Origin of the sequence: Actinomycetospora sp. CA-101289 (assembly GCF_050955895.1) — a bacterium.
Classification (GTDB): Bacteria; Actinomycetota; Actinomycetes; order Mycobacteriales; family Pseudonocardiaceae; genus Actinomycetospora.
In genome coordinates, this window is record NZ_CP192093.1 from 3,527,051 (window position 1) to 3,548,982 (window position 21,932).

Genomic DNA, 21,932 nt, shown 5'->3' on the forward strand with positions numbered 1-21,932 from the left:
GAGAGCCACGTCTACGGGCCTGCACCCGACTCGGACTCACCGACCGTGATGCACTCGCGTCGGTCATCCGCGCCACAGGGGATAGACCGGGCACCCGATCACCCGGATGAGGTACGCACAAGCACGTAACGTCGGAATGCCGTAGTGCACTACGGCAGACACCGCACTCCCCCGCCGCCCACGATCTCGGCGACTTCAGCAGGGGGAGGCGGACATGGCGCGGGACCGGTGGTCGGTACCGGGGTACGACGAGGTCCGGGAGCTCGGGCGCGGTGCGACCGGGGTGGTGTTCCTGGCGGTCCACACCTCGACCGGCCGGCCCGTCGCGATCAAGTACCTCGACGACGGGCTGCGCGGCGACCCCGAGTTCCTCGCGGACTTCCGCGGGGAGGCCCGGCTGCTCGCCGAGGTGACGGACCCGCACGTCGTGCGGCTCTTCGAGTACGTCGAGTCCGGGCGGGGCGCGGCGATCGTCATGGACCTGGTCGACGGCGTCACGCTGCGCCGGATGCTCGACGAGCGCGGAGCCACCTCGCCGGAATCGGCGCTGCTCGTGCTGCAGGGCTCGCTGCGCGGGCTGGGCGCCGCCCACCGCGCGGGTGTCGTGCACCGTGACTACAAGCCGGCGAACGTCATGGTCACCGCCGACGGCGCCAGCATCCTCACCGACTTCGGCATCGCGACCCGCCACGGCAGCGCCGCGACGATGAGCGGGACGCCGCTCTACATGGCCCCCGAGCAGTGGGACGACGGCGCCGCCAGCGTGCGCAGCGACGTCTACGCCGCGACCGCGGTCTTCGTGGAGTGCCTGCTCGGCCACGCGCCGTTCCCGTCGACCGACGCGGACACGCTGCGCCGGCAGCACCGGCACGCGCCGCCGCCGCTGGACGAGCTGCCGGCGCCCGTCCGCGACCTGGCCGCCGCTGGTCTGGCCAAGGCGCCCGCCGACCGTCCCGCCGACGCGTGGCAGTTCCTCGTCGCGCTCGACGCCGCCGCGACCCTGGGCTACGGCGAGGACTGGGAGGAGCGCGGCCGGCGCGGTCTCGCCGAGCGAGCCGCCCTGCTCGCGCTGCTCTTCCCGTTGGCGGCGGGGCTCGTGGGCGGGAGCGCGGTGGCGACCACGGTCCTCGGGGCCGGTGGCGCCGGTGCCGTGACGGACCTCGGCGCGACCCCGGCCGTCGCGGCGCCCGTGGCCGCCGGCCGGCTCGCTGACCGGTTCGGCGGGCGCGCCCGTCTCGGGCTCGGCGCCCTGGCCGCGGTCCTCCTGGTCGGTGCCCCGATCGTGGCGACGACGGCGAACGGCTCGAGCACGGGCTCCGCGGTGCTCGCCGACGGGACCACGAGCCCCGGGGGCTCCGGGACCACCGTGGGCGGCGGCTCCGGCACCGGGGGCCCGGTCGGTCCGGTGCTGCCCCTGACCGCTGCCCCGAGCTCGTCCCTCGGAGGCGGTGGCGGCTCGGTGCTGCGCATCGGCGGCACCGGAGTGGGTGGGAACGGGGTGGGCATCGGACGCGCGCTCGAGCCGATCGTCGACCTCGGGAACCCCTTCGGCACGGGAGGCCGTGGTGGCGCCGCCGGCGGTGCTGGTGGCGGCGCCGGTGCCGCGGCCGCGCTCGGCGGAGCCGGCGGTGCCGGCGGAGGCGGCGCAGGCGCGGGAACGGCGGGGCCGGCGACCGGGACACCGGGCGGGTCGGGTACGGGCGCCGGCACGGCCAGCGGCAGCGGCTCGAGCAGCGGGACCGGTTCGGGCTCGGCCAGCGGCTCGGCCAGCGGCTCGGGCAGCGGCAGCGGGTCCGGGTCGGGCAGCGGCTCGGCCAGCAGCTCGGGCAGCGGCAGCGGGTCCGGGTCGGGCAGCGGCTCGGCCAGCAGCTCGGGCAGCGGCAGCGGATCCGGGTCGGGCAGCGGCTCGGCCAGCAGCTCGGCCAGCAGCTCGGGCAGCGGCAGCGGATCCGGGTCGGGCAGCGGCTCGGCCAGCAGCTCGGGCAGCGGCAGCGGATCCGGGTCGGGCAGCGGCTCGGCCAGCAGCTCGGCCAGCAGCTCGGGCAGCGGCAGCGGATCCGGGTCGGGCAGCGGCTCGGCCAGCAGCTCGGGCAGCGGCAGCGGATCCGGGTCGGGCAGCGGCTCGGCCAGCAGCTCGAGCGGCGGCGGGGGCGGCGACCCGATCATCGACTACGGCGGCTGCGCGTGCGGCGGCACGGGCTCCGACCCCGTCGTCCACTGACGCCGGGAGGAGGGATGGAGCCGAACGGTCACGACGACCCCGCGGGCACCCGGGCCGGGCAGCGCGCCCACGACGCCGCGGAGTCGCCCGCACCACCACCCGCCACCGCGACCGCGCTCGGCCAGCGGTGGGCCGCCGCCGGGGTGACCCCGCCGGCCGGCACCCAGGCCGGCCACGGTCGCGGGGACCGCACCGGCGAGCCTCGGGACGCGACGCCGGCGGCCGCACCAGCGACCGCGGACGACGAGGTCGTGCGGTTCGGACCGGGGGTGCCGGCCGCGACGGCGGTGCCCGGCTGGTCGACGCCGGCGGGTGGGGCCGGGACACGACGCCGCCGGCCACGCCGCTGGGTCGGCGGGCTACTGACGCTGCTGATCGTCGCCGGAGTGGTGGCGTTCCTGCTGCTGCGCGGCGGTTCGTCGGTGGCCGTGCAGCGTGTCGACGTCCGCGCGGCCCCGGCGAGCGCGAGCTGCGACTCCACCGTCGACGTCGTCGGGACCCTCACCACCGATGGGCGGGCCGGCTCCGTGCGCTACCAGTGGCTGCGCAGCGACGGGCAGACCAGCGAGGTCCTCAGCCAGACGATCGCCGGCGGCACGACCGCGACCGACGTGCACCTCCAGTGGTCGGTCACCGGCCAGGGACGCCTCGCGGCGACCGCGACCCTGCGCGTGCTCGACCCGACGCCGGCCGAGGCCTCCGGCGGCTTCACCTACTCCTGCCCCTGATCGCTCGATCCCACGGCCCGAGGAGGGTCAGGCATGACCACCGCCCCCGACCGGCACGCGCTGCAGGACCTGCTCGCCCGCATGGCCACCGACCCGTCCTTCGCCGAGGAAGTCCTGGGCGACCCGGCGGCCGTCGGCGCGCGCCACGGGCTGACCGAGGATGAGGTGACGTCCCTGCGCGCCGTGCGCCTCGGCGGCGTGGACCGGCGCCCGGCCCGACTCGAGGAGCGCCTCTCCCGCTCGGCGCTCTTCTTCGGCGGCGAGCTCCACACGAGCGACTCCGGTGGCGACTCGGGTGACTCCGGCGGTGACCACGGCAGCGACCCCGGGAGCGACTCGGGCGGTGACTCGAGCAGTAGCTCCAGCAGTGACTCGGGCAGCGATTCCGGCAGCGATTCCGGCAGCGACTCGGGGAGCGATCACTCCGACTCGAGCGACTCGGGATCGGAGCACTCCGACAGCTCCGACAGCTCCGACAGCTCCGACAGCTCCGACTCGAGCAACCCCGACTCGAGCAGCTCCGACTCCGGCAACAGCTCCGACCCGGACACGTCAGACAGCTCCGAGACGGGTGACACCGGCTCCGCCCACGACGGCTCGGGCGACACCGCGTCGACGTCGACCACCCAGGCGGCCGACCCGTCCACGCCGGCGGGGACCGACACGTCGCCGCAGACCACCGGCACCGACCACGCGGGCGACACCGCACCCACGACGGCGTCGGCGCCGACCACGACGGCGAGCACGCCCACCTCCGAGCCCGTCTCGGGTCCCGGCGGCGCCGAGCCGCCGACCCACACCGACGCCGCCGCGAGCACCACCGGCTCCTCGACGCAGGCGACCCCGCAGACCGCCCCGGAGACCACGAGCAGCACCCCCGACACGGGTACGGGTCCGTCCGCGCCGACCCCCGACGCCCCGCTCGCCGCGACCGCCGGCCCCGTCGCCACCGTGCCCGTCGCGTCCCCCGCCGCGGTCCCCCACACCGCGTTCGCGCAGGTCCAGAGCACCCCCGACGCGCGGGCGACCGGCCCGGCCCCGGACACGCTCATCACCTACGGCGCCACCGACAGCGCCCCGTCGACCCACGGCACGCCGTTCACCCCGGACGGCACCGTGATCGGCGGCGGTGCCGGCTCCGACGGCACGAGCGTGACCCAGGTCCGCCTGCCCGACGGCACGATCGCGACCACGACGATGCACGCCGACGGCACCGGCCAGCAGGTGGACACGGCGCCGAACGGCACGGTCACCGGGCAGTACAGCGTCTACCACCCCTACGCCGACGGGCCGTGGGCGCGCATCCCGCTCGACGGCGACGGCGACCACGAGGTCCAGGTGATCGACGGCCCCCGCGCCGACCACCTCGACATCGGCGACGACCTCCGGATCACCACGCGGGCGGCCCTGCCCGCGGAGGACGGCGGGCTGCTCACCACCACCTACCAGCTCTCCTTCGACGACGCCCGCGGCTTCGGCCACCCGACCACCGTCCAGGTCGCCGAGCACGCCGACGGCACCACGACGACGACGGTCAGCGACTCCGGGAGCACCGTCACGACCCAGCGCGACGCGTTCGGGCAGGTTCTCTCCGAGCAGGTCGAGGCCGGTCCCCGAGCCCACGGCTTCGTGGTCGCGGCGTCCCACGGCAACCCGTTCACCCCCACCGACGCCTGGGTCAGCGGCGGGATGGGCTCCTCGACCGGCGACTACGGCACCACGGTCACCCTGGCCGACGGCAGCACCGTGACCACGACGCTGCACGCCGACGGCAGCGGCGAGCAGGTCACCGCGGCCCCCGACGGTCACGTCCTCGCCCGCGCCGGGCTCCTCCGGACGCCCGGCCAGGTGTGGCTCCAGTTCTCCCCGGGCTCCGACAACCCGTCGATGATCTACGACGGCAACGCCGACCCGACCACGACGACGAACCTGGACGCCTCCACGCCGGGCCACATCACGTCGACGACGACGAGCCGCCCGAACCCCGACGGCGACGTCTACGTCACCCTGCGCACCGCCGACCACGACGCGGCCGCCGGCACCGTGTCGCACGTCGTGACCACGACGACCGTCACCCACCCGGACGGCAGCTCGCTCGTGTCCGTCGTCGACGCGGAGGGGCGCACCACGACGTCCTACGACGCGCACGGCCGCGCGACCGGCGGATCCTCCGCGTCGGCCGACGGCCTGAGCTCGGGCGTCTGGGGCACCGGCTCGGCGCCCGCCCAGGACCCGATCGACCCCTTCGCGATCATCCCGGGCGCCGTCGACGCGTCGACGGGGACCGGCGGCGCGTCCTTCCACGCCCTGACCCTCGACCAGGGCGCGGACGGCGATCACGTCGACGGCACCGTCGCGCCCGACACGGCCGGCGACCACGCCGGGGGCCACCACGGCGGCGGCGCGAGCGGCAACCCCTTCGTCCGCCCCGAGGTCACCCCGGCGGTCGCCGCGGCCCTCGCCGCGTCGACGAGCAACTACCACGGCGGCGTCCTGGCCCAGGAGGTCAGCGCGGACGGGGCCTCCGTCCGCTACACCTACGGCGACGGCAGCACGGCCACGGCGCAGCGCACGACCGACCCCGTCACCGGGCAGATCACCGACACGATCACCCGCGCCGACGGCACCACCTCGAGCCACCAGTGGGATCCCGCCCAGGGGCCGGCGACCGGCCTGTGGCAGACCACCGCCCCCGACGGGACGTCGACCTCGTTCAACGAGGACCACGGCACCGCCTACGGCCACTCCGACCGACCCGACGGCTCGACCGTCGACCTGGCGATCACCACGCCGACGGATGCGAACGACCAGCAGCTGCTGACGATCACCGAGACCGGGCCGGAGCCCGACTTCGCCCAGACCACGGTCACCGCGCACGGCATCGCGGGCTACCCGGACCTCGTGACCGTCTCCGTCCTGGGGGCCGACGGCCAGACGACGTCCGTGACGGCCCAGCTCCACCACACCGACAACCCCGACGGCTCGCGGACCACGACGATCCTCTACCGCGATGGCGACTCGGACTCGTTCACCACGCTCGACGGCCACGTCGTCGACCACCAGTCGGTGCGGACCGACGGCACCGTGCTCGCAGACACCGACGCGCAGGAGGTCTGGCGGGTCCTGCCCGACCCGGTCCAGCAGGTCGTCGACCGCGGCGTGGCCAACGACCACGGCCGGGTGGTCGGGCACGAGGACCTGTCCGAGGGCTACGACGGCAGTACGACCATGCGGCTGACCTACGCCGACGGGACGACCGCCGAGTTCACCCGGCACACCGACGTCCCGAACAGCAGCTGGCACGACGTGACCGTCCAGCCCGACGGCACCGAGGTGACGCAGTACTGGTCGATGGGCCCCGGCCGGGTCCTCACGGCCGGCGAGACCGTCACGACCCACCCCGACGGCTCGAGCACGACGCTGACCTACGAGCAGCCGCGCGACTACTACCTCGCGAACTTCACCGAGACGACCACGCGGCCCGACGGCTCGTCGACGGTCTTCACCGGCTTCAAGGGCTACGACACCCCCAACGACCGGGCGCCCGGCGGCTCCATGCTCGCCCGCTCGGTGGACACCGACGCCGAGGGCCACACGACCGTCACCACGTACGGCACCACGGAGCCCGGCGGGACCTTCGCCGCGATCGTCGACGCCCCGGACGGCACGCGGACGGTCACCCCGATCTGGTTCGACAGCACCGAGATCGGCGGCGGCTGGCCCAACAGCGACTACGTCTACACGTTCGTCCGCCCGGACGGCGGCACCGAGACCGTCGCCCTCGGCCAGCAGGCCCACGACGCGTTCGACGCGTACAACGCCCCCGAGGTGCGGCACTGGACGACGGCGCCGGAGGACGGCGCGGTCCCGGGTGGCGGCGAGGTGGGGAGCGTCGGCCACGAGGTCGACGGGCCGGGCGCAACCAGCGAGGCCGACAGCACCGCCCAGCACCCGTGGATCCCTCGCGACTCGAACGCGTACTACACCATCGAGCACGACGCCGACGGCAACGAGATCACCACCGTCGACACCTGGAACGCCACCCAGATCCGCACCGTCCACCCCGACGGCACCGGCACCCGAGTCGACTGGGACAGCGACCCCTACGGCGACCGGGGTGGCCCCCACGCCATCGCCACCTGGACCATCGAGCGCCAACCCGACGGCTACTGGCTCGAGACGCAGGTGACGACCGAGCCCGGCGCCCCACCGGTGCACGTGCTCTACGCCCCCGACGGAGCCGCGCGCGAGGTCTCGTTCCCGGTGACCGGCGGTGCCAACCAGAGCGCGGATCCCGGTGCCCTCGTGACCACGACCTACCCCGACGGGCAGGTCCGGTCCTACCAGTACGGCCAGCTGAGCTCCTCGAGCTTCCCGCACGACGACCGCGGGTGGACGACGTACACCGCCGGCACCGACGGCCACGTGCGCGGAGAGAGCTACAGCGGCAACGGCACCCTGCTCTGGACCTCGGACCAGACGGGCCCCACGCCCTCCAACGTCGGCACGGAGACCAGCTTCTACGGCCCCGACGGGCGCCTGCTCGGCGGTACCTGGGCCGGGAACGGTTCCGGTTCCTGGGGGACGGTGCCGGCGGACACCACCGCACCCCCGGTGCCCGACAGCTTCGGTGACCACGTCCGGATGACGCCGGTGCTGGCGCCGGACGAGTCCTCCGCGACCGTCTTGCACCCCGACGGCAGCTGGACGCACGTCTACGTGACCTTCCGCAACCAGGTCATCGCCCCGACGACCACGACGGTCGTGCACGAGGTGGACGGCAGCTACACCGAGACCCTCCAGGCCGACGACGGCACCACGACCACCCACTACGACGCTCAGGGCCACGCCACGGGCGGGGGGTACACCGCCGCCGACGGCCGCAGCGGCGGGGCCTGGGTCAGCGGGGCCGACCCGGCCCGTGACCAGGCCTTCCACACGCTGACGCTCGACACCTCGACGATCGCTCCGGACACCGCTCCCGTCGTCCCCGACGCGGGTCCCGAGGCGGGGACCGACGTCGCGACCGCACACCCCTTCCTGCCGAGCGACCCCGAGGCGCGGGTCACCATCACCCACGACGCCGCCGGCAACGAGGTCTCCACCGTCGAGACCACCGGCGACACCCAGGTCCGCACCATCGGCCCCGACGGCACCGGCACCCGCGTCGACTGGGACCCCGACCCCTACGGTGACCGCGGCGGCCCCCACGTCACCGCCACCTGGACCATCGAGCGCCAGCCGGGCGGCTACTGGCTCGAGACCGAGGACGGCACGGTCGGCGGTCCGGTGACGGTGCTCTACGCCCCCGACGGCGCCGCCCGCGAGTTCGTCGGGCACGGAGCCCAGCTCAATCAGTCGGCCTATCCGTACGACCGGGTGACGACGACCTACCCCGACGGCACGGTGCAGACCCACGAGCAGGGCCAGGTCACCCACACCGGCTTCCCCCGCGGCGACGGCGGCTGGACGACGTACGACCGCGGCGTCGACGGCCACGTGCGCGGGGAGAGCTACAGCGCCAACGGCACCCTGCTGTGGACCTCCGACCGGACCGGGCCCACGCCCTCGAACGTCGGCACCGAGACCACCTACGTCGGCCCCGACGGTCAGGTGCTCGGCGGCAGCTGGGCCGGGAACGGCTCCGGCTCCTGGGGCACCGTCCCCGCCGGTACCACTGCGCCCATCCCGCCGGACAGCTTCGCGGGCTTCGCTCGGGAGACACCGGGGCCGGGGCAGGACTCCCTCTACGTCATCGACCCGGACGGCAGCTGGACGGTCGTCCATCGTTCCGCGAACCAAGCCGGGGGCCCGACGACCACGACGGTCGTGCACGAGCTGGACGGCTCCCGCACCGAGACGGTGCAGGCCGACAACGGCACGACCATTACCCACTACGACGCCGACGGCCACGCGGTGAGCGGGGGCTACTCCGCCGCCGACGGCCACAGCGGCGGGGGGTGGGTCGGCGCCGACGCCGATCCGGCCCGTCACCAGGCCTTCCACGCCCTGACCCTCGACGCGTCGGACGTCCTCGGCACCGAGTCCGCGACGTCCCTGGCGACCCCCACCGAGGCGCCCGGCCCGGACGTCCAGGCGCTCCTGGCGACGATGCAGGAGGTCGGCGGCGGCGCGCCGGGCGAGGCCCTGCGTGGCGTGGTGACGTCGCTGGCCCAGGTCCTGGCAAACCTCTCCCCCGAGCAGCTCCAGCAGGTGATGGACCAGGTCCGGCAGTCGCCGGGCGACTTCCTCGCGCGGCTCGGGGTCGAGCACCAGGACGCCGACCCGCCGGGGACGCCGGAGCACGCCGACACCGGCACCGGCCCCGGCAGCGACGGCGCGCCGGCGGTGGCGGCGGCCGCCGTCGCGGTCCCCGCGGTCACCACCCCGATGGCGCCGGGGGCGGCGCTCGCGGCCCCGCCCGTCGACGCCAACGTCGGATACCACGGCGGGATCGTCCGGGCGGCGCCGACGCCCAACGCCGACGGCACCCAGACCGTCCACGTCCGCTACGGCGACGGGACCACCGTCGACGTCGCGCGCACCACCGACCAGGCGACCGGTGTCCGGACCGACACCTGGACCGAGCCCGACGGCACGACGGCGACGCGGACGTGGGGCGACACCGGCCCGGACGTCACGGTGCGCTCGGCGCCCGACGGCACGGTGACCGCCGCCGCGGTCGGCGAGTCGTTCGCCTCGGAGGTCACCCGTCCCGACGGGACGTGGAGCCAGACCACCTGGGGGCCCACCGACGCGGCGCCGACCGCGCTCTTCTCCACCGTGGACCACTTCGGGGCCGCCCGGGTCGTGACCGTCGTGACGCCGACGGCCGCGGGCGGGCACCTCGCCACGATCACGGCCTCCGACGGCTCCGTGGAGACGGTGCGCATCGCCACGCGGGACGTCGACAACCCCGACGGCTCGACCACCCGGATCTTCACCTATCCCGACGGGGACACCGACGCGTTCACGACGGACGCCGCCGGCCGGGTGGTCCACCACGAGTCGCACCACGCCGACGACACCGCCCAGAGCTGGGCGGGACCCGCACCGGCGACGACCCCGCCCGGCGAGCTCACCACCGACCCCGTCACCGGTGCGGTCACGACCGTCGTCACCGAGCCCGACGGCCACCGGATCACCACGACGACCGGCCTCGACGGCGCCGAGACCCGCACCGACACCGCGCCCGACGGCAGCTGGTCGCGGACGGCCGACGACGGGCGGGGCGGCACCACCGAGAGCTACGGCACCGGCGACCTCACGACCCAGCTCTCGACGAGGAACGCGGACGGCTCCTGGCGCAGCGCGAACTTCGACGACGGAGGGCGGACCACCTGGGAGATGACCGGGACCGCCGACGGCATCACCACCGAGACCCGGTACGAGGCCGACGGGTCCTGGTACCGGAACGTCATGCGGCCGGACGGCACGCGCACCGAGACCGTCGGCTACGAGGGTGGGTGGACCGACGGCGCCTACACCGTCTACGACGTCGACGGTGCCAGCACCACCTACGCCGGGGACGGCACGACGAGCGTCCTGCACCCGACCGCCGACGGCGGGTTGGAGGTCGTGCAGACCGCCCCCGACGGCACGGTCACGACGTCGTTGTTCGGCGCCGACAACACGGGGATCAGCGACACCGTCGTCCACCCCGACGGCACCGGCACCCGGACCCATCACCTGCCCGACGGCACCAGCCGCACGGTGCCGATCACCCGCGGACCCGACGGCACCATCGTCGAGACGCCGGTGACGGAGCCGCACGAGGTCGGCCCGTCCGATCCCGGCCCGACCGAGCCCGCACCCGTGTCATCGCCCGACCCGTCCGCGGAGCTCGCCCCCCAACAGGTGGACTTCCACGGCGGCTCGCTCGACATCTTCCGGTACCGGGACGGCCACATCGAGGTCTTCGCCGGGTTCGAGGACGGCACCACCTGGGAGGGCTCGTTCGCCAGCGAGGCGGAGATGCACAACACGGTGATCAGGGTCGGCCGGCCGGTCGACATCGTCGACGGCGTCGGGACTTACCACTACGAGCAGCAGGTCTGGTACGCCGACGGGCGCTACGAGTGGAAGAACATCGGCGGCGGCGTGAAGCCGGTCTGGGACGACTGGTTCTGAACCCGACCGTGCCCGTCGCGGTTGCCGTAGTCGACTACGGCAGACACGACGGCTCCCACATCCGACGATCGGCGGCACTGCACCACGAGGGGGATCCATGCTGTGTCGGTCGTGCCACGTGCACGTGCGTCGAGACTTCCCGTACTGCCTGCGCTGCGGGGCGCTGCGCCCTGGGGCGAGCGTCGCCGAGTTCGCCCCGCCCACGCTCGTCTACCGGGTGGCGGCGAACGGGATGCGGGAACAGCGCGCCACGCTCGACGGGGCGTCGACGACGATCGGGCGCGACGACGAGAACGACGTCGTGCTCGACGACCCGAGCGTCTCGCGCCACCACGCGACGATCACGCGCACCGGCGCGGGCTACGTCGTCGAGGACCACGGCTCGTACAACGGCACCACGGTCACGCCGCTCGGCCGCGGCGAGCAGGAGGTCACGGGCGACGCGACGGTGGCCCTCGCTGACCACGCGACCGTCCACGTGGGTGACGTCGCGGTGCTGTTCGACCAGCCGCGCAGCGGTGTCGTCGCCGACCGCACCCAGGTCAAGGACATCGCCGGCACGGTGCTGGGCAAGACCACCGACGGCGAGGACGAACCGCCGCCGGCGACCGAGCCCCTCGCCGCCGTGCCGCGGCGGCGCAGCGGGTGGGCCCTCAAGCAGATCGAGCCCGACCGGTGGGTGCTGCGCAACACCCGCACCGGCTCGTACCTGAGCCTCGACGACCGCGACGTCTTCCTGTGGCACCGCCTCGACGGCGAGAACTCCATGCGCGACCTGCTCTTCGCCTACCTCGAGGAGTACGGCGAGCTGGCGCTGCCCCGGATCGAGGCGACCGTCCGCACGCTGCACCAGGCGGGCCTGGTGCGGGGGCTGCCCGGCGATGTCGAGGAGACGACGTTCTGGAAGCGGTTCGGGCGGGCCGTGATCAAGAACCTCATCCGCGTCGAGCTCTCGGTGAAGCGACTGGACCCGATCGCCGAGAAGATCTACCACGGCGTCGCCTGGCGGTTCTTCACGCTCCCTGCGGTGGTGCTGCTCTGGGCGCTGGCGATCGGCGGGCTCGTCGCGTTCGTCAGGGCGTCGTCGGAGCAGTTGCTGTTCGACTTCGGCGGCGCCGGGATCGTCGGCCTCGTCGCCACCTTCGCCGGCTACGTGGTCGCGACGACCCTGCACGAGCTGGCGCACGCGCTGGCCGTGAAGTCGTACGGCCGGCGGGTCAACCGCGGCGGGTTCCTGCTGATGATGGGGATGCCGTTCGCGTTCGTGGACACCTCGGACATGTGGTTCGGGACGTCGTGGTCGCGCATCGTCGTGGCCGTCTCCGGACCGCTGACCACGGTCGGGCTCGCGGGCGGCGCGTCGATCGCGGCACTCTCCGTTCCCGACCCGACGGTCGCCGGGATCTGCTTCACCCTCGCGGCCGGCCTGTACCTGAACACCCTGTTCAACCTCATCCCGCTCGTGCCGCTCGACGGCTACCAGGCGCTCGCCGACGCCCTGCGGACCCCGCGGCTGAAGGAGGAGGCCAAGGCCTACTTCGGCGGCGGGTTCCTCAAGGACCTGCGGGCGGGGCGTCGTCCCGGGCCCAAGCAGGTGGGGCTGCTGGTCTTCGGTGTCCTCTCGGCGATCTGCCTCTGGGCGATGATCGCGCTGTCGGTGATGACCTGGAACTCCCGGCTCGGCGGCCTGGCCCGCGAGTACGTGGCGCAGCCATGGCTGACGATCCTGGTCGTGCTGGTGATCGCGCTGATCGTCTTCCCGGTGTGGTTCCCGCGCGCCCGCACGATCGTCCGGCGGATGAAGGAACGCCGTGCCGCGCGCACCTCGCCCGCGGACGCGGGCGAGGTGACAGAGACGGAGACGGCCCCGGGGACGGCCGAGCCGGCCCCCGAGCCGGTTGCCGAGCCGGCCGCGGGCGGGCCCGCACCCGCCCCGGCCACGGTCGACGCGACCTTCGTGCCGCGACGCGCCCGGTCCGCGCCGGCCACGACGCCGGTCGCACCCCGCCCGGCCGTCACCGCCACGGACGCGACGTGGACCCCGCGGCGTGCCCCGGCAGCTCCCGCCGCGACCCCGCCGGCCGCCCCGGCGACGACCCCGGCGGCGACGGACGCCACGTGGATCCCGGCGCGCCGGACGACCACCGCGAGCACCGCGACGTCCACCACCACCGAGGCGGCCGAGACGTCGACGGCCCCGGGCACCGACGCGACGTGGGTGCCCCGTCGCCGGCGCCGCGACGGTGGGGGGTGACGTCGTGCAGGTCGAAGGGATCATGACCCGGTACCCGCCCACCGTCCGGGCGGGCGCCGACCTGCAGCGCGCCGCCGAGGTTCTCGCACTCGCCGACCTCGGCGCGCTGATGGTCGTCGACGACAACGGGCGGTTCGTGGGCACGCTCTCCGACCGCGACGTCGTCGCCGCCCTCCTGCCGACCGCGGACGAGGCGCAGCGGGCCGGCAGCGTGCTCGCGGCGTCGGCGGCCTTCCTCACCGGGTCCCGCGCCCGGGCGGCCCGTCCGGTCGACCCGCACGTCGTCCGCGACCCGATCACCCTCCGTCCCGGCGCCACGGTCGCGGAGGCCGCCGTCACGATGGCCGACCGCGACCTGCGGGGGCTGCCGGTGGTCGTCGACGGCCGGCTGGTCGGCACGGTGTCGCGGTCCGACGTCTGCCGGGCGGTGCTCGCCCACGCCGCCGCCCCTGCCGACGGAGCCACCCCGACCGCCCACACCGCCCGTGTCCCTGCCCATGTCCCTGCCCATGTCCCTGCCCATGTCCCCACCGCCCAGGTCCCCACCGCCCAGGTCCCCGCCGCGGTCGCCGCCGCCCGGGCGCGTGCGGCGGCGGCCCGGGTCGCGGCGCGGGCCGGCACACCGGGGTCCAACGGCACGTCGACCACCCCCGGGACCCCCGATGCCTGACGCCGTCCGCCTGGTCATCGCGTCCGAGGAGGGCGACGCCGAGGAGCGGGTCGTCACCCTGCCCGTGGCGTTCGGCCGCGACCCCGACCGCGCCGACGTCGTCCTGCCCGACCGCATGGTGTCCCGGCGCCACGCGACCCTGGAGGCGGAGGACGACCACCTCGTCGTCGTCGACCTCGAGAGCGCGAACGGCACGTGGGTTGGCGACGAGAGCGTCGACCGCCGCGCCCTCGGGCCCGGCGACGCCGTGACGATCGGCGCGCACACCGTGCGCTGGGCCTGGGTCGAGACCCCGCCACCCGACCCACCCGCTCCGACCGAGGACCCGGGTCCTCCGCGCGAAGCCCCCGACCTCGGCGCCGCCGGCGGTGTCGTGCTGGGCGCCGAGGGCCTGCGGTTCCTGCCGCTCGCCGAGCTCTTCGCGGGCTTCGACCAGGCCGAACGGCGCCTGGGGGAGATCGCCGAGGAGCTCGCGCGCGACGGCACCACGACCGGCACGGCGGCTCGGCTCGACGCCCACGACCGGTGCGTGGCCGCGGTCGACGCCCTGTTCGACGAGGAGCTCGACCGGGTCGCCCCGGCGACGCTCTCACTGTGCGCGCCCGACGTGGGTGTCGCGCAGTTCCGCCTCCGGCTCGCCGCGCTGCGCGACCTCCCCGCACACGGGGCGGCGCGTGCCGCGGGTGTCCGGACCCGCCGGGGCGAGCTCCCGGAGACCGCCGCCGCGGTGCTCCTCGAGGAGGACCGGCGGCTCGTGGACGCGGTGGCGGAGGCGCTCATCGACGCGCTCGACGCGTTCGCCGAGCACGGGCGCGAGGTCACGCGGGCCGGTGCGGAGCGCCTGCTGGGGGCGCTGCGGGACGTGCTGGTCGCGGTCAGGGAGGCCGACGGCCGCGTCGCCGGGCGCGTCCGGGACGCCGGTCTCGCCCCGGCCGGGTCGGTCCCGGAGTGACACCACGCGGGTGACGTCGGCGGGGGGGGTCCGACCACCCCGGGTGAGGGGCGACCGGTCCTCGACTCAGCCCGACGCGCTCGCCAGGGGCCGGTGGGGATCGCGCCCGGCGAGGGCGAGAACGCGGTCGAGCTCGCTGGCGGGATCGGCGTCGACGACCGGCCCGTAGAGCCCCGCCCGGCCCTCCTCCCCCGCGTGCTCGAAGCCCGCGACGAAGCCGCCGACGGTCTCGACGTCCTCGTCGCGCACCGCGTACCCGGCGCCCACCGAGCGCGCCAGGTCCCAGCCGTGCAGGACGATCTCCTCGAGCGCCACGACGCCGAGCTGCGCGTTCGGCATGGTCAGCCCGCCCGCGGAGCCCTCGCCCTCCCAGGCGCCGGGCTCGGTCCAGGCGACGGCCAGGTCGGCGAGGCGCTCGTCGAGAACCGCACGCCACCCCTCGGTCACCTCGGCCGGCGGCCCACCGCGCTCGGGGGCCGCGTGGCGGGCGACGGAGGCGAAGTGGGCGGTGAGGGCGAGCAGGTGGCCGAGCAGGTCGCGGACCGTCCACGCGCCGCACGGGGTCGGGCGGTCGAGGTCGTCGTCGCCCACCTGCGCGGCGACGCGCGCCAGCTCGCGGGTGGCCGGACCCAGATCGTGCACGGCGAACACTCCTCAGGACTCGATGGTCCTGAGAACGTACCAGGCTGGGACGTCTCGGGGATCGGAGGACCGGATTCATCGTTGGGCCGATGTGCGGCAGACTCCGTGGACCGCTCCGCCCATCCGGAACACGGAACCGGAGGATCGTGGTGCCGCCGTCCCCCACCTCGCCCGGCTCCTGGCCCTTCACCGGCCGGGAGCGGGACCTCGTCGTGGTCGCGGACGCGCTGGAGCGCGACGGCGCCGTGGTGCTGGCCGGGGCGGCCGGCGTCGGCAAGAGCCGGCTGGCCCGCGAGCTCGTGGCCCGGGTCGCGGCGCATGACCAGGTCCGCGTCGCCCGGGCGTCCGCGTCGGCCTGCGAGATCCCTCTCGGGGCCTTCGCGCACTGGCTGGAGCCCGTCCGCCCCGGCGAGGGCGAGGCCGCGACGCTGGCCCGGACGGCCGAGACCCTGCGCACCGGGGGGGCACGCTCGGTCCTGCTCGTCGACGACGCGCACATGCTCGATCCCTCGTCCGCGGCGGTGCTCAGCCAGCTCGCGACCGACCGCGCGGTGCGGATCGTCGTCACCGTCCGGGCCGGCGCACCGTGCCCCGACGCCGTCACCGCGATGTGGAAGGACGGCGTGGCCGCCCGCGTCGAGATCAGCGCGCTGGACGAGGAGGTCACCGCGGCGCTCCTGGAGGCCGCACTCGGCGGGCCGGTCGACGCGCGGGCGTCCCGCCGCCTGCACGAGGTCACCCTCGGCAACGTGCTCTGGCTGCGCTACATGGTGGAGGGCGAGCGCGCCGCGGGCCGGCTCTCGCCGTCGCGCACCGGGCGATGGGAGTGGACCGGCCAGCCCGTCCTCTCCCCCGCCCTCGAGCACCTCATCGACGCGCGGATCGGCACCCTCGACGACGACGAGCGCCGGGTGATCCAGCTCGTCGCGCTCGGGGAGCCCCTCGGGCTGGGGATGCTCGAGGCCCTGGGCGGCGCCGACGAGGTCGAGCGGGTGGCCGAGCGCGGCCTGATCGCCGTCCACGAGGACGGCGTCCGCAGCGAGGTGCGCCTCGGGCACCCCCTCTACGGCGAGGCCGCGCGAGGCCGGTTGAGCGTGCCGCGAGCACGGCGGATGCGCGGCGAGCTCTCGCGGGCACTGCGCGCCACCGGCGCCCGGCGCGCCGGCGACCAGCTCCGGCACGCGGTGCTCGACCTCGACAGCGACACGCCGCGCGACGCGGCCCTGCTGGTCGCGGCGGCCCGGCAGGCGACGGAGCTCAGCGATTTCCGGCTCGCCGAGCGCATGCTCCGGGCGGCGATCGAGGCCGGTGGCGGCTTCGAGGCCCACCTGAGCCTGGCGTTCCTGCTGTCCTGGGAGCTGCGCGCCGAGGAGGCCCTGACGGCCCTGACCGGGGCGATGGAGTTCGCGACGAGCACCGACGAGCGCATGCGCGCTTTCCTCGTGCGGGTCCAGACGACGTTCTTCATCCTCGACCGCCACGACGAGGGCATGGCCCTGCTCGCGGCCGAGGAGGCGCGGACCCCCGACCGCAGCGAGCCCGCGGTGGTGCGCGCCGTCGTCCGGGGCGTCGGCGGCGACGTCGCCGGTGCCGCCGACGACGCCCTCGCCCTGGCCCGCCGGGACGACCTCAGCAGCCAGGCCGTCTGCTGGGCCTCCTGGGCCGCCTCGTACATGGTGGCCTTCCGGGGCGGCGAGACCGCACAGCAGCACGAGATCGTCGCCCGGGGCACGGACGCGGCGCGCCGGGCACCGGAGACCGGCGTGATGCTCGGCAACATCGTCTTCGCCGAGCTCCTGGACGCCTTGTACGCCGGCACCCCCGACGCGGTCCAGGACCGGCTCGCCTGGCTCGACGACCTGACCGGCGCCCAGGCGACCACGTGGACCGGGCTGTTCCGGGGAACCGTCGCCGGCGAGACGGGCCGTCCCCGCACCGCGGTGCGGCTGCTCACGGGCATCCTCGCGGCCTTCCCGGGCCACGGCGGCGGCTGGTCGTCCTGGCTGCACGGGCGGATCGCCCAGGGCCACGCCCTCGTCGGTGACACCGCCGCGGCGGAGGCGGCCGTCGCGACCGCGGTGCGCCACCACCAGGGGTGGGTCCGGGTCTTCGACACCGAGATCACGGTCGCGCGCCTGTGGATCGCGGCGAACCGCGGTGCACGCCCCGAGGCCGTGCGGCGGGCCGGGCAGATCGTCACCGAGAGCCGGCGGCGGGGCGCCCGGGCGACGGAGCTCGCCGGCCGCCATCTCGCGGTGCGCCTCGGCGAGCGTGACCAGGCCGAGCCCCTCGCCGAGCTCGCCCGCCGGCTGGGCACCCCGCGCGCCGCCGCGAGCGCGGCCCACGCCGCGGCGCTGGCCCGGCGGGACGTCACCGGTCTGGTCGCCGCCGCCGAGGCGCTCGAGGCGTGCGGTCTCGACCTGGCGGCGGCGGACGCCGCGGCACAGGCCGTCGTGGTGGCCCGCGAGGAGGGACGGGCGTCCGGTCCCCTCGCCGTCGCCGCACGGGCGACGGCGCTGGCCGCGCGCTGCGAAGGCGCCACGACCCCGGCCCTGGCCGAGGCGCGCGTCCCGCTGCGGGTCAGCGAGCGGGAGCGGGAGGTCGCGATCCTGGCCGCCGAGGGCTTCAGCAACCGCGAGATCGCGGCCCGCCTGCACGTCTCGGTCCGCACGGTCGAGAGCCACGTCTACCGCGCCTGCACCCGCCTCGGCCTGCCCGACCGCGCGAGCCTCGCCTCCTACGTGGCCGAGAGCATCGCGTCGTCGTCGCGACCCTGACCCGGCGCGCTACCTCCGGCCGCCCCGCTTGCCCTTCTCGCGGACCCGCACGTTGATCTGGATCGGCGTGCCCGTCAGCGGGAACGTCTCGCGTAGCTTGCGCTCGAGGAAGCGGCGGTAGCCGGCCTCGAGGAAGCCCGAGGTGAACAGCACGAACGTCGGCGGTCGGTTCTGCGCCTGCGTCGCGTAGAGGATCTTCGGCTGCTTCCCGCCGCGCACCGGCGGCGGGGTGGCGGCCACGACGTCGGCGAGCCACTGGTTGAGCTGGCCGGTGGGCACGCGGCGGTCCCAGTTCTCCAGGGCCGTGCGCATCGCCGGGGCCAGCTTCTGCACCGCGCGGCCCGTGCGCGCCGAGATGTTGACCCGCTCCACCCACGGGAAGCGCACCAGCGCCCGCTCGAGCTCGCGGACCATGGCGTAGCGGCGGTCGTCGTCGACCAGGTCCCACTTGTTCATGGCCAGCACCAGCGCCCGGCCGGCGTCGGCGACCTGGGACGCGACGCGCAGGTCCTGCTCGCTGATCGGCTCGGAGGCGTCCAGCAGCAGCACCGTGACCTCGGCGGCCTCGATGGCGGCCTTGGTGCGCAGCGAGGCGTAGTACTCGGTGCCCGACGCCTGGCCGACCCGTCGGCGCAGGCCGGCGGTGTCGACGATCTTCCAGGTCTCGCCGTCGATCTCGACCAGCGAGTCGACGGGGTCGGTGGTCGTGCCCGCGGTCGGGTCGACCACGGCGCGCGTCTCGCCGGTGAGCTGGTTGAGCAGGCTCGACTTGCCGACGTTGGGCTTGCCGACCAGCGCCACGCGCCGCGGCCCGCCCTCGAGGTCGACGTCGTCGCGGGGGCTCTGCGGCATCGCGTCGATGACGAGGTCGAGCAGGTCGCCCGACCCGCGCCCGTGCAGCCCGGACACCGGGTGGGGCTCGCCGAGCCCGAGACGCCACAGCGCCGAGAGCTCGTTCTCGCCCCGCTGGTCGTCGACCTTCGTCGCGGCCAGGATCACCGGGCGGTCGGCGCGGCGCAGCGTGCGCGCGACGGCCTCGTCGACCGCCGTCGCCCCGACCTGCCCGTCGACCACCAGCAGGATCACGTCCGCGGTGGCCATCGCCGTCTCGGCCTGCGCCGAGATCGCGGCCTGCATGCCCTTGGCGCCGGGCTCCCACCCGCCGGTGTCGAGCAGCGTGAACCGCCGCCCGTTCCACAGCGCGTCGTAGGCGACCCGGTCGCGCGTCACGCCCGAGACATCCTGGACCACGGCCTCACGCCGGCCCAGGATGCGGTTGACCAGCGTCGACTTGCCGACGTTGGGGCGCCCGACCACGGCGAGCACCGGCTGGACCGGTGCTCCCTCGTCGTCGGGCAGGGCGCCCGTGCCTTCGCCGAGCAGCGAAGCGGGCAGGTCCTGCGTCACGTCATCCTCCTGTAGTGCCGACTCCCACGTCGGCGAGGCCGGTGACCATCTCGCGGTCCTCGGCCAGGTGCTGCAGGCGTGCGAGCACGCCGTCGATGTCCAGGGTCGAGGTGTCGACTTCGACCGCGTCGTGTGCCGGGCGCAGCGGGGACGCTGCGCGCGACGAGTCCAGCGTGTCGCGCCGCACGAGGTCGGCACGGGTGTCCGGGGCTCCCCGACGGCCGGCGGCGGTGTTCTCCGCGTCCCGGCGGCCCGCGCGGACGAGCTCCGAGGCCGTGAGGAACACCTTCAGCCCGGCGTCGGGGGCGACGACCGTGCCGATGTCGCGGCCCTCGACCACGATGCCGGCGCCGTCGTCGAGCGCCGCGCGCACGATCCGGCGCTGCATCTCCACGAGGCGGGCGCGCACCGCGGTGAGCGCCGAGACCGCCGACACCGCCGCGGTGACCTCGCTGCCGCGGATCTCGGCGTCGACGTCGTCGCCGTCGAGGCGCACGCGCGGCTCGGCCGGGTCGGTGGAGACGTCCAGCCGCGCGCCCAGGGCCACGGCCACCACCTCGTCGTGGCCATCGGCGGCCGTCGCGGCGACGTCGACCGGCACGCCGGCGCGCAGCACGGCCAGCGTCACCGCGCGGTACATCGCGCCCGTGTCGAGGTAGCGCGCGTCCAGGCGCATCGCCAGCCCCCGCGCCGTGGTCGACTTGCCCGTGCCGGACGGCCCGTCGACGGCGACCACCCCGCGCAGCGTCCCGTCCATGCCGACCAGCCTCCCGAACGTCGCCCGCACCCCGTTCGGGTCTCCATTGTGCCCTGGACCCGGGTGTGACGTCCGCCCCGTACCGGGTGAGCTACAGCCCGACGGCCTTGTAGAGCGAGCCGACCTCGTCGCGGCCGAGCTTGCGCAGGCTCCCGGGCCGCTGCTCGCCGAGGCGCACGTCGCCCACCGCGGTGCGCACGAGGCGCTCGACGGGCTTGTCGACGGCCTCGAGCAGGCGCCGGACGATGTGCTTGCGGCCCTCGTGCAGCACGACCTCGACCATGACGCGCGCGCCGGACCGGTCGATCACCCGGAAGCTGTCGACCGCGACCGGCCCGTCGTCCAGCTCGATGCCGTCGCGCAGCCGGCGTCCGAAGTCCTTCGGGATGGGCGCGCGCACCTCGGCGAGGTAGGTCTTGGGCACCTCGTAGGACGGGTGCATCAGCCGGTTGGCCAGCTCGCCGTCGTTGGTCAGCAGCAGCAGGCCCTCGGTGGCGGCGTCGAGGCGCCCGACGTGGAACAGCCGCTGCCCCTCGGCCTTCTCCAGGACGACGTCGCCGACGCACCGGCGGCCCTGCTCGTCCCACATGGTCGAGAGCATCCCCTCGGGCTTGTTCAGCGCGAGGTGCACGGTCTCGGTGTCCGTGACGATCCGCGAGCCGTCGACGTGGATCACCGAGCTGTCCGGGTCGACCCGGATGCCCATCTCCTTGACGACCTTGCCGTCGACCTCCACGCGGCCCTGCCGCATGAGGATCTCGGCCTGGCGCCGCGAGGCGACGCCCGCCTCGGCCAGCACCTTCTGCAGGCGCACACCCTCGCCCGACCCGTCCACACCGCTCCTTGCTCCAGGGTCGAGCTCCGCTGCGCTTCGTATCCCGGCTCGACCCGTCACCAGCGTACGCAGGCGCCCTCGTCACATCCGCGGCGCGGCCTGCGACTCCCTGACGAGACAGCGCACCCCGGACGAGGAGGCCACCGTGCCCGCCCTGCTGCTCGCGCTCGACCGGCGCTTCGTGCACCGCGTGCGCCCGGTGTCGGGCAAGGACACCCACCCGGTCACCGAGGTCGAGCTGCTGGCCGAAGGCCTCATCGACCACGACGGCGTGCTCACCACCAACAAGGTGATCACGTACCGACCCGACCGCGCGGTGCTCGGTCTGCGCCCCGGCGACGCCATCGCGATCGACGCCGCCGCGTTCGAGCGTCTCGCCGAGGCGTTCTTCACCGAGCTCGAGGCGCGGTTCGGCGAGGCCGGCTAGCTGATATGGAGGGCACTTCTGTCAAGTGGGCAGGGGTGATGGGCCCTCGATGCGGTGCATCGTGGCTGGTCAGGGCGTTGTGGGTCCGGCGGGGCCGGGTGGGGTGGAGGCGTGCCGGCTCGACGCGCGGTC

12 protein-coding genes are annotated in these 21,932 nt (G+C 75.3%); 8 read left to right on the plus strand and 4 right to left on the minus strand.

Going from position 1 to position 21,932, the window contains the following annotated elements:
• The first annotated feature begins 214 nt into the window (after window positions 1-214).
• The 6 genes from ACQPX6_RS17630 (at window position 215) to ACQPX6_RS17655 (ending at window position 14,955) form a co-directional block, all read left to right on the plus strand.
• On the plus strand, window positions 215-2,221 hold the full coding sequence (locus ACQPX6_RS17630; protein ID WP_433781600.1) for a serine/threonine-protein kinase: 2,007 nt from the start codon (window positions 215-217) through the stop codon (window positions 2,219-2,221).
• A gap of 14 nt (window positions 2,222-2,235) precedes the next feature.
• Window positions 2,236-2,949, plus strand: coding sequence for a hypothetical protein (locus ACQPX6_RS17635; RefSeq protein ID WP_433781601.1), 714 nt, complete (start codon window positions 2,236-2,238; stop codon window positions 2,947-2,949).
• A 33-nt stretch (window positions 2,950-2,982) separates the two neighbouring features.
• Complete coding sequence (locus ACQPX6_RS17640) at window positions 2,983-11,079, plus strand: hypothetical protein (RefSeq protein ID WP_433781602.1); 8,097 nt, start codon at window positions 2,983-2,985, stop codon at window positions 11,077-11,079.
• Between the two features lie 118 nt (window positions 11,080-11,197).
• The gene (locus ACQPX6_RS17645; RefSeq protein ID WP_433781603.1) at window positions 11,198-13,333 is read left to right on the plus strand and encodes an FHA domain-containing protein; all 2,136 of its coding nucleotides are present in this window, start codon (window positions 11,198-11,200) and stop codon (window positions 13,331-13,333) included.
• A 4-nt stretch (window positions 13,334-13,337) separates the two neighbouring features.
• Window positions 13,338-14,003, plus strand: a complete 666-nt coding sequence (locus ACQPX6_RS17650) for a CBS domain-containing protein (RefSeq protein WP_433781604.1) — start codon at window positions 13,338-13,340, stop codon at window positions 14,001-14,003.
• A complete protein-coding gene (locus ACQPX6_RS17655; protein WP_433781606.1) occupies window positions 13,996-14,955 on the plus strand; it encodes an FHA domain-containing protein in 960 nt (319 codons plus the stop codon). Before ACQPX6_RS17650 ends, ACQPX6_RS17655 begins: the two co-directional genes overlap by 8 nt.
• A gap of 66 nt (window positions 14,956-15,021) precedes the next feature.
• On the opposite strand, the gene ACQPX6_RS17660 is transcribed toward ACQPX6_RS17655, so the two are convergent.
• The gene (locus tag ACQPX6_RS17660) at window positions 15,022-15,597 is read right to left on the minus strand and encodes a TIGR03086 family metal-binding protein (protein ID WP_433781608.1); all 576 of its coding nucleotides are present in this window, start codon (window positions 15,595-15,597) and stop codon (window positions 15,022-15,024) included.
• 149 nt (window positions 15,598-15,746) lie between these two features.
• Here ACQPX6_RS17660 and ACQPX6_RS17665 point away from each other — a divergent pair, with 149 nt between their 5' ends.
• The gene (locus ACQPX6_RS17665) at window positions 15,747-18,374 is read left to right on the plus strand and encodes a LuxR C-terminal-related transcriptional regulator (protein ID WP_433781610.1); all 2,628 of its coding nucleotides are present in this window, start codon (window positions 15,747-15,749) and stop codon (window positions 18,372-18,374) included.
• 9 nt (window positions 18,375-18,383) lie between these two features.
• Here the strand turns inward: ACQPX6_RS17665 and der are convergent, their stop codons facing one another.
• The 3 genes from der to ACQPX6_RS17680 all read right to left on the minus strand — a co-directional run bounded on the left by der (window position 18,384) and on the right by ACQPX6_RS17680 (window position 21,373).
• Window positions 18,384-19,781, minus strand: coding sequence for a ribosome biogenesis GTPase Der (gene der / locus ACQPX6_RS17670; protein ID WP_433781612.1), 1,398 nt, complete (start codon window positions 19,779-19,781; stop codon window positions 18,384-18,386).
• A gap of 1 nt (window position 19,782) precedes the next feature.
• Complete coding sequence (gene cmk / locus ACQPX6_RS17675; RefSeq protein WP_433781614.1) at window positions 19,783-20,538, minus strand: (d)CMP kinase; 756 nt, start codon at window positions 20,536-20,538, stop codon at window positions 19,783-19,785.
• A gap of 91 nt (window positions 20,539-20,629) precedes the next feature.
• Entirely contained in the window at window positions 20,630-21,373 is a 744-nt protein-coding gene (locus ACQPX6_RS17680) for a pseudouridine synthase (RefSeq protein ID WP_433781616.1), read from the minus strand.
• 145 nt (window positions 21,374-21,518) lie between these two features.
• Here ACQPX6_RS17680 and ACQPX6_RS17685 point away from each other — a divergent pair, with 145 nt between their 5' ends.
• Window positions 21,519-21,800: a hypothetical protein gene (locus ACQPX6_RS17685; RefSeq protein WP_433781618.1), complete on the plus strand. Its 282-nt coding sequence runs from the start codon at window positions 21,519-21,521 to the stop codon at window positions 21,798-21,800.
• The last annotated feature ends 132 nt before the right edge of the window (window positions 21,801-21,932 follow it).

Excerpts from the sequence above, each read along its gene's own strand:
- ACQPX6_RS17655 (WP_433781606.1), top strand. The coding sequence starts at position 13,996 with ATGCCTGACGCCGTCCGCCTGGTCATCGCGTCCGAGGAGGGCGACGCC.
- ACQPX6_RS17640 (WP_433781602.1), top strand. The coding sequence starts at position 2,983 with ATGACCACCGCCCCCGACCGGCACGCGCTGCAGGACCTGCTCGCCCGC.
- cmk (WP_433781614.1), bottom strand. The coding sequence starts at position 20,538 with ATGGACGGGACGCTGCGCGGGGTGGTCGCCGTCGACGGGCCGTCCGGC.
- ACQPX6_RS17635 (WP_433781601.1), top strand. The coding sequence starts at position 2,236 with ATGGAGCCGAACGGTCACGACGACCCCGCGGGCACCCGGGCCGGGCAG.
- ACQPX6_RS17630 (WP_433781600.1), top strand. The coding sequence starts at position 215 with ATGGCGCGGGACCGGTGGTCGGTACCGGGGTACGACGAGGTCCGGGAG.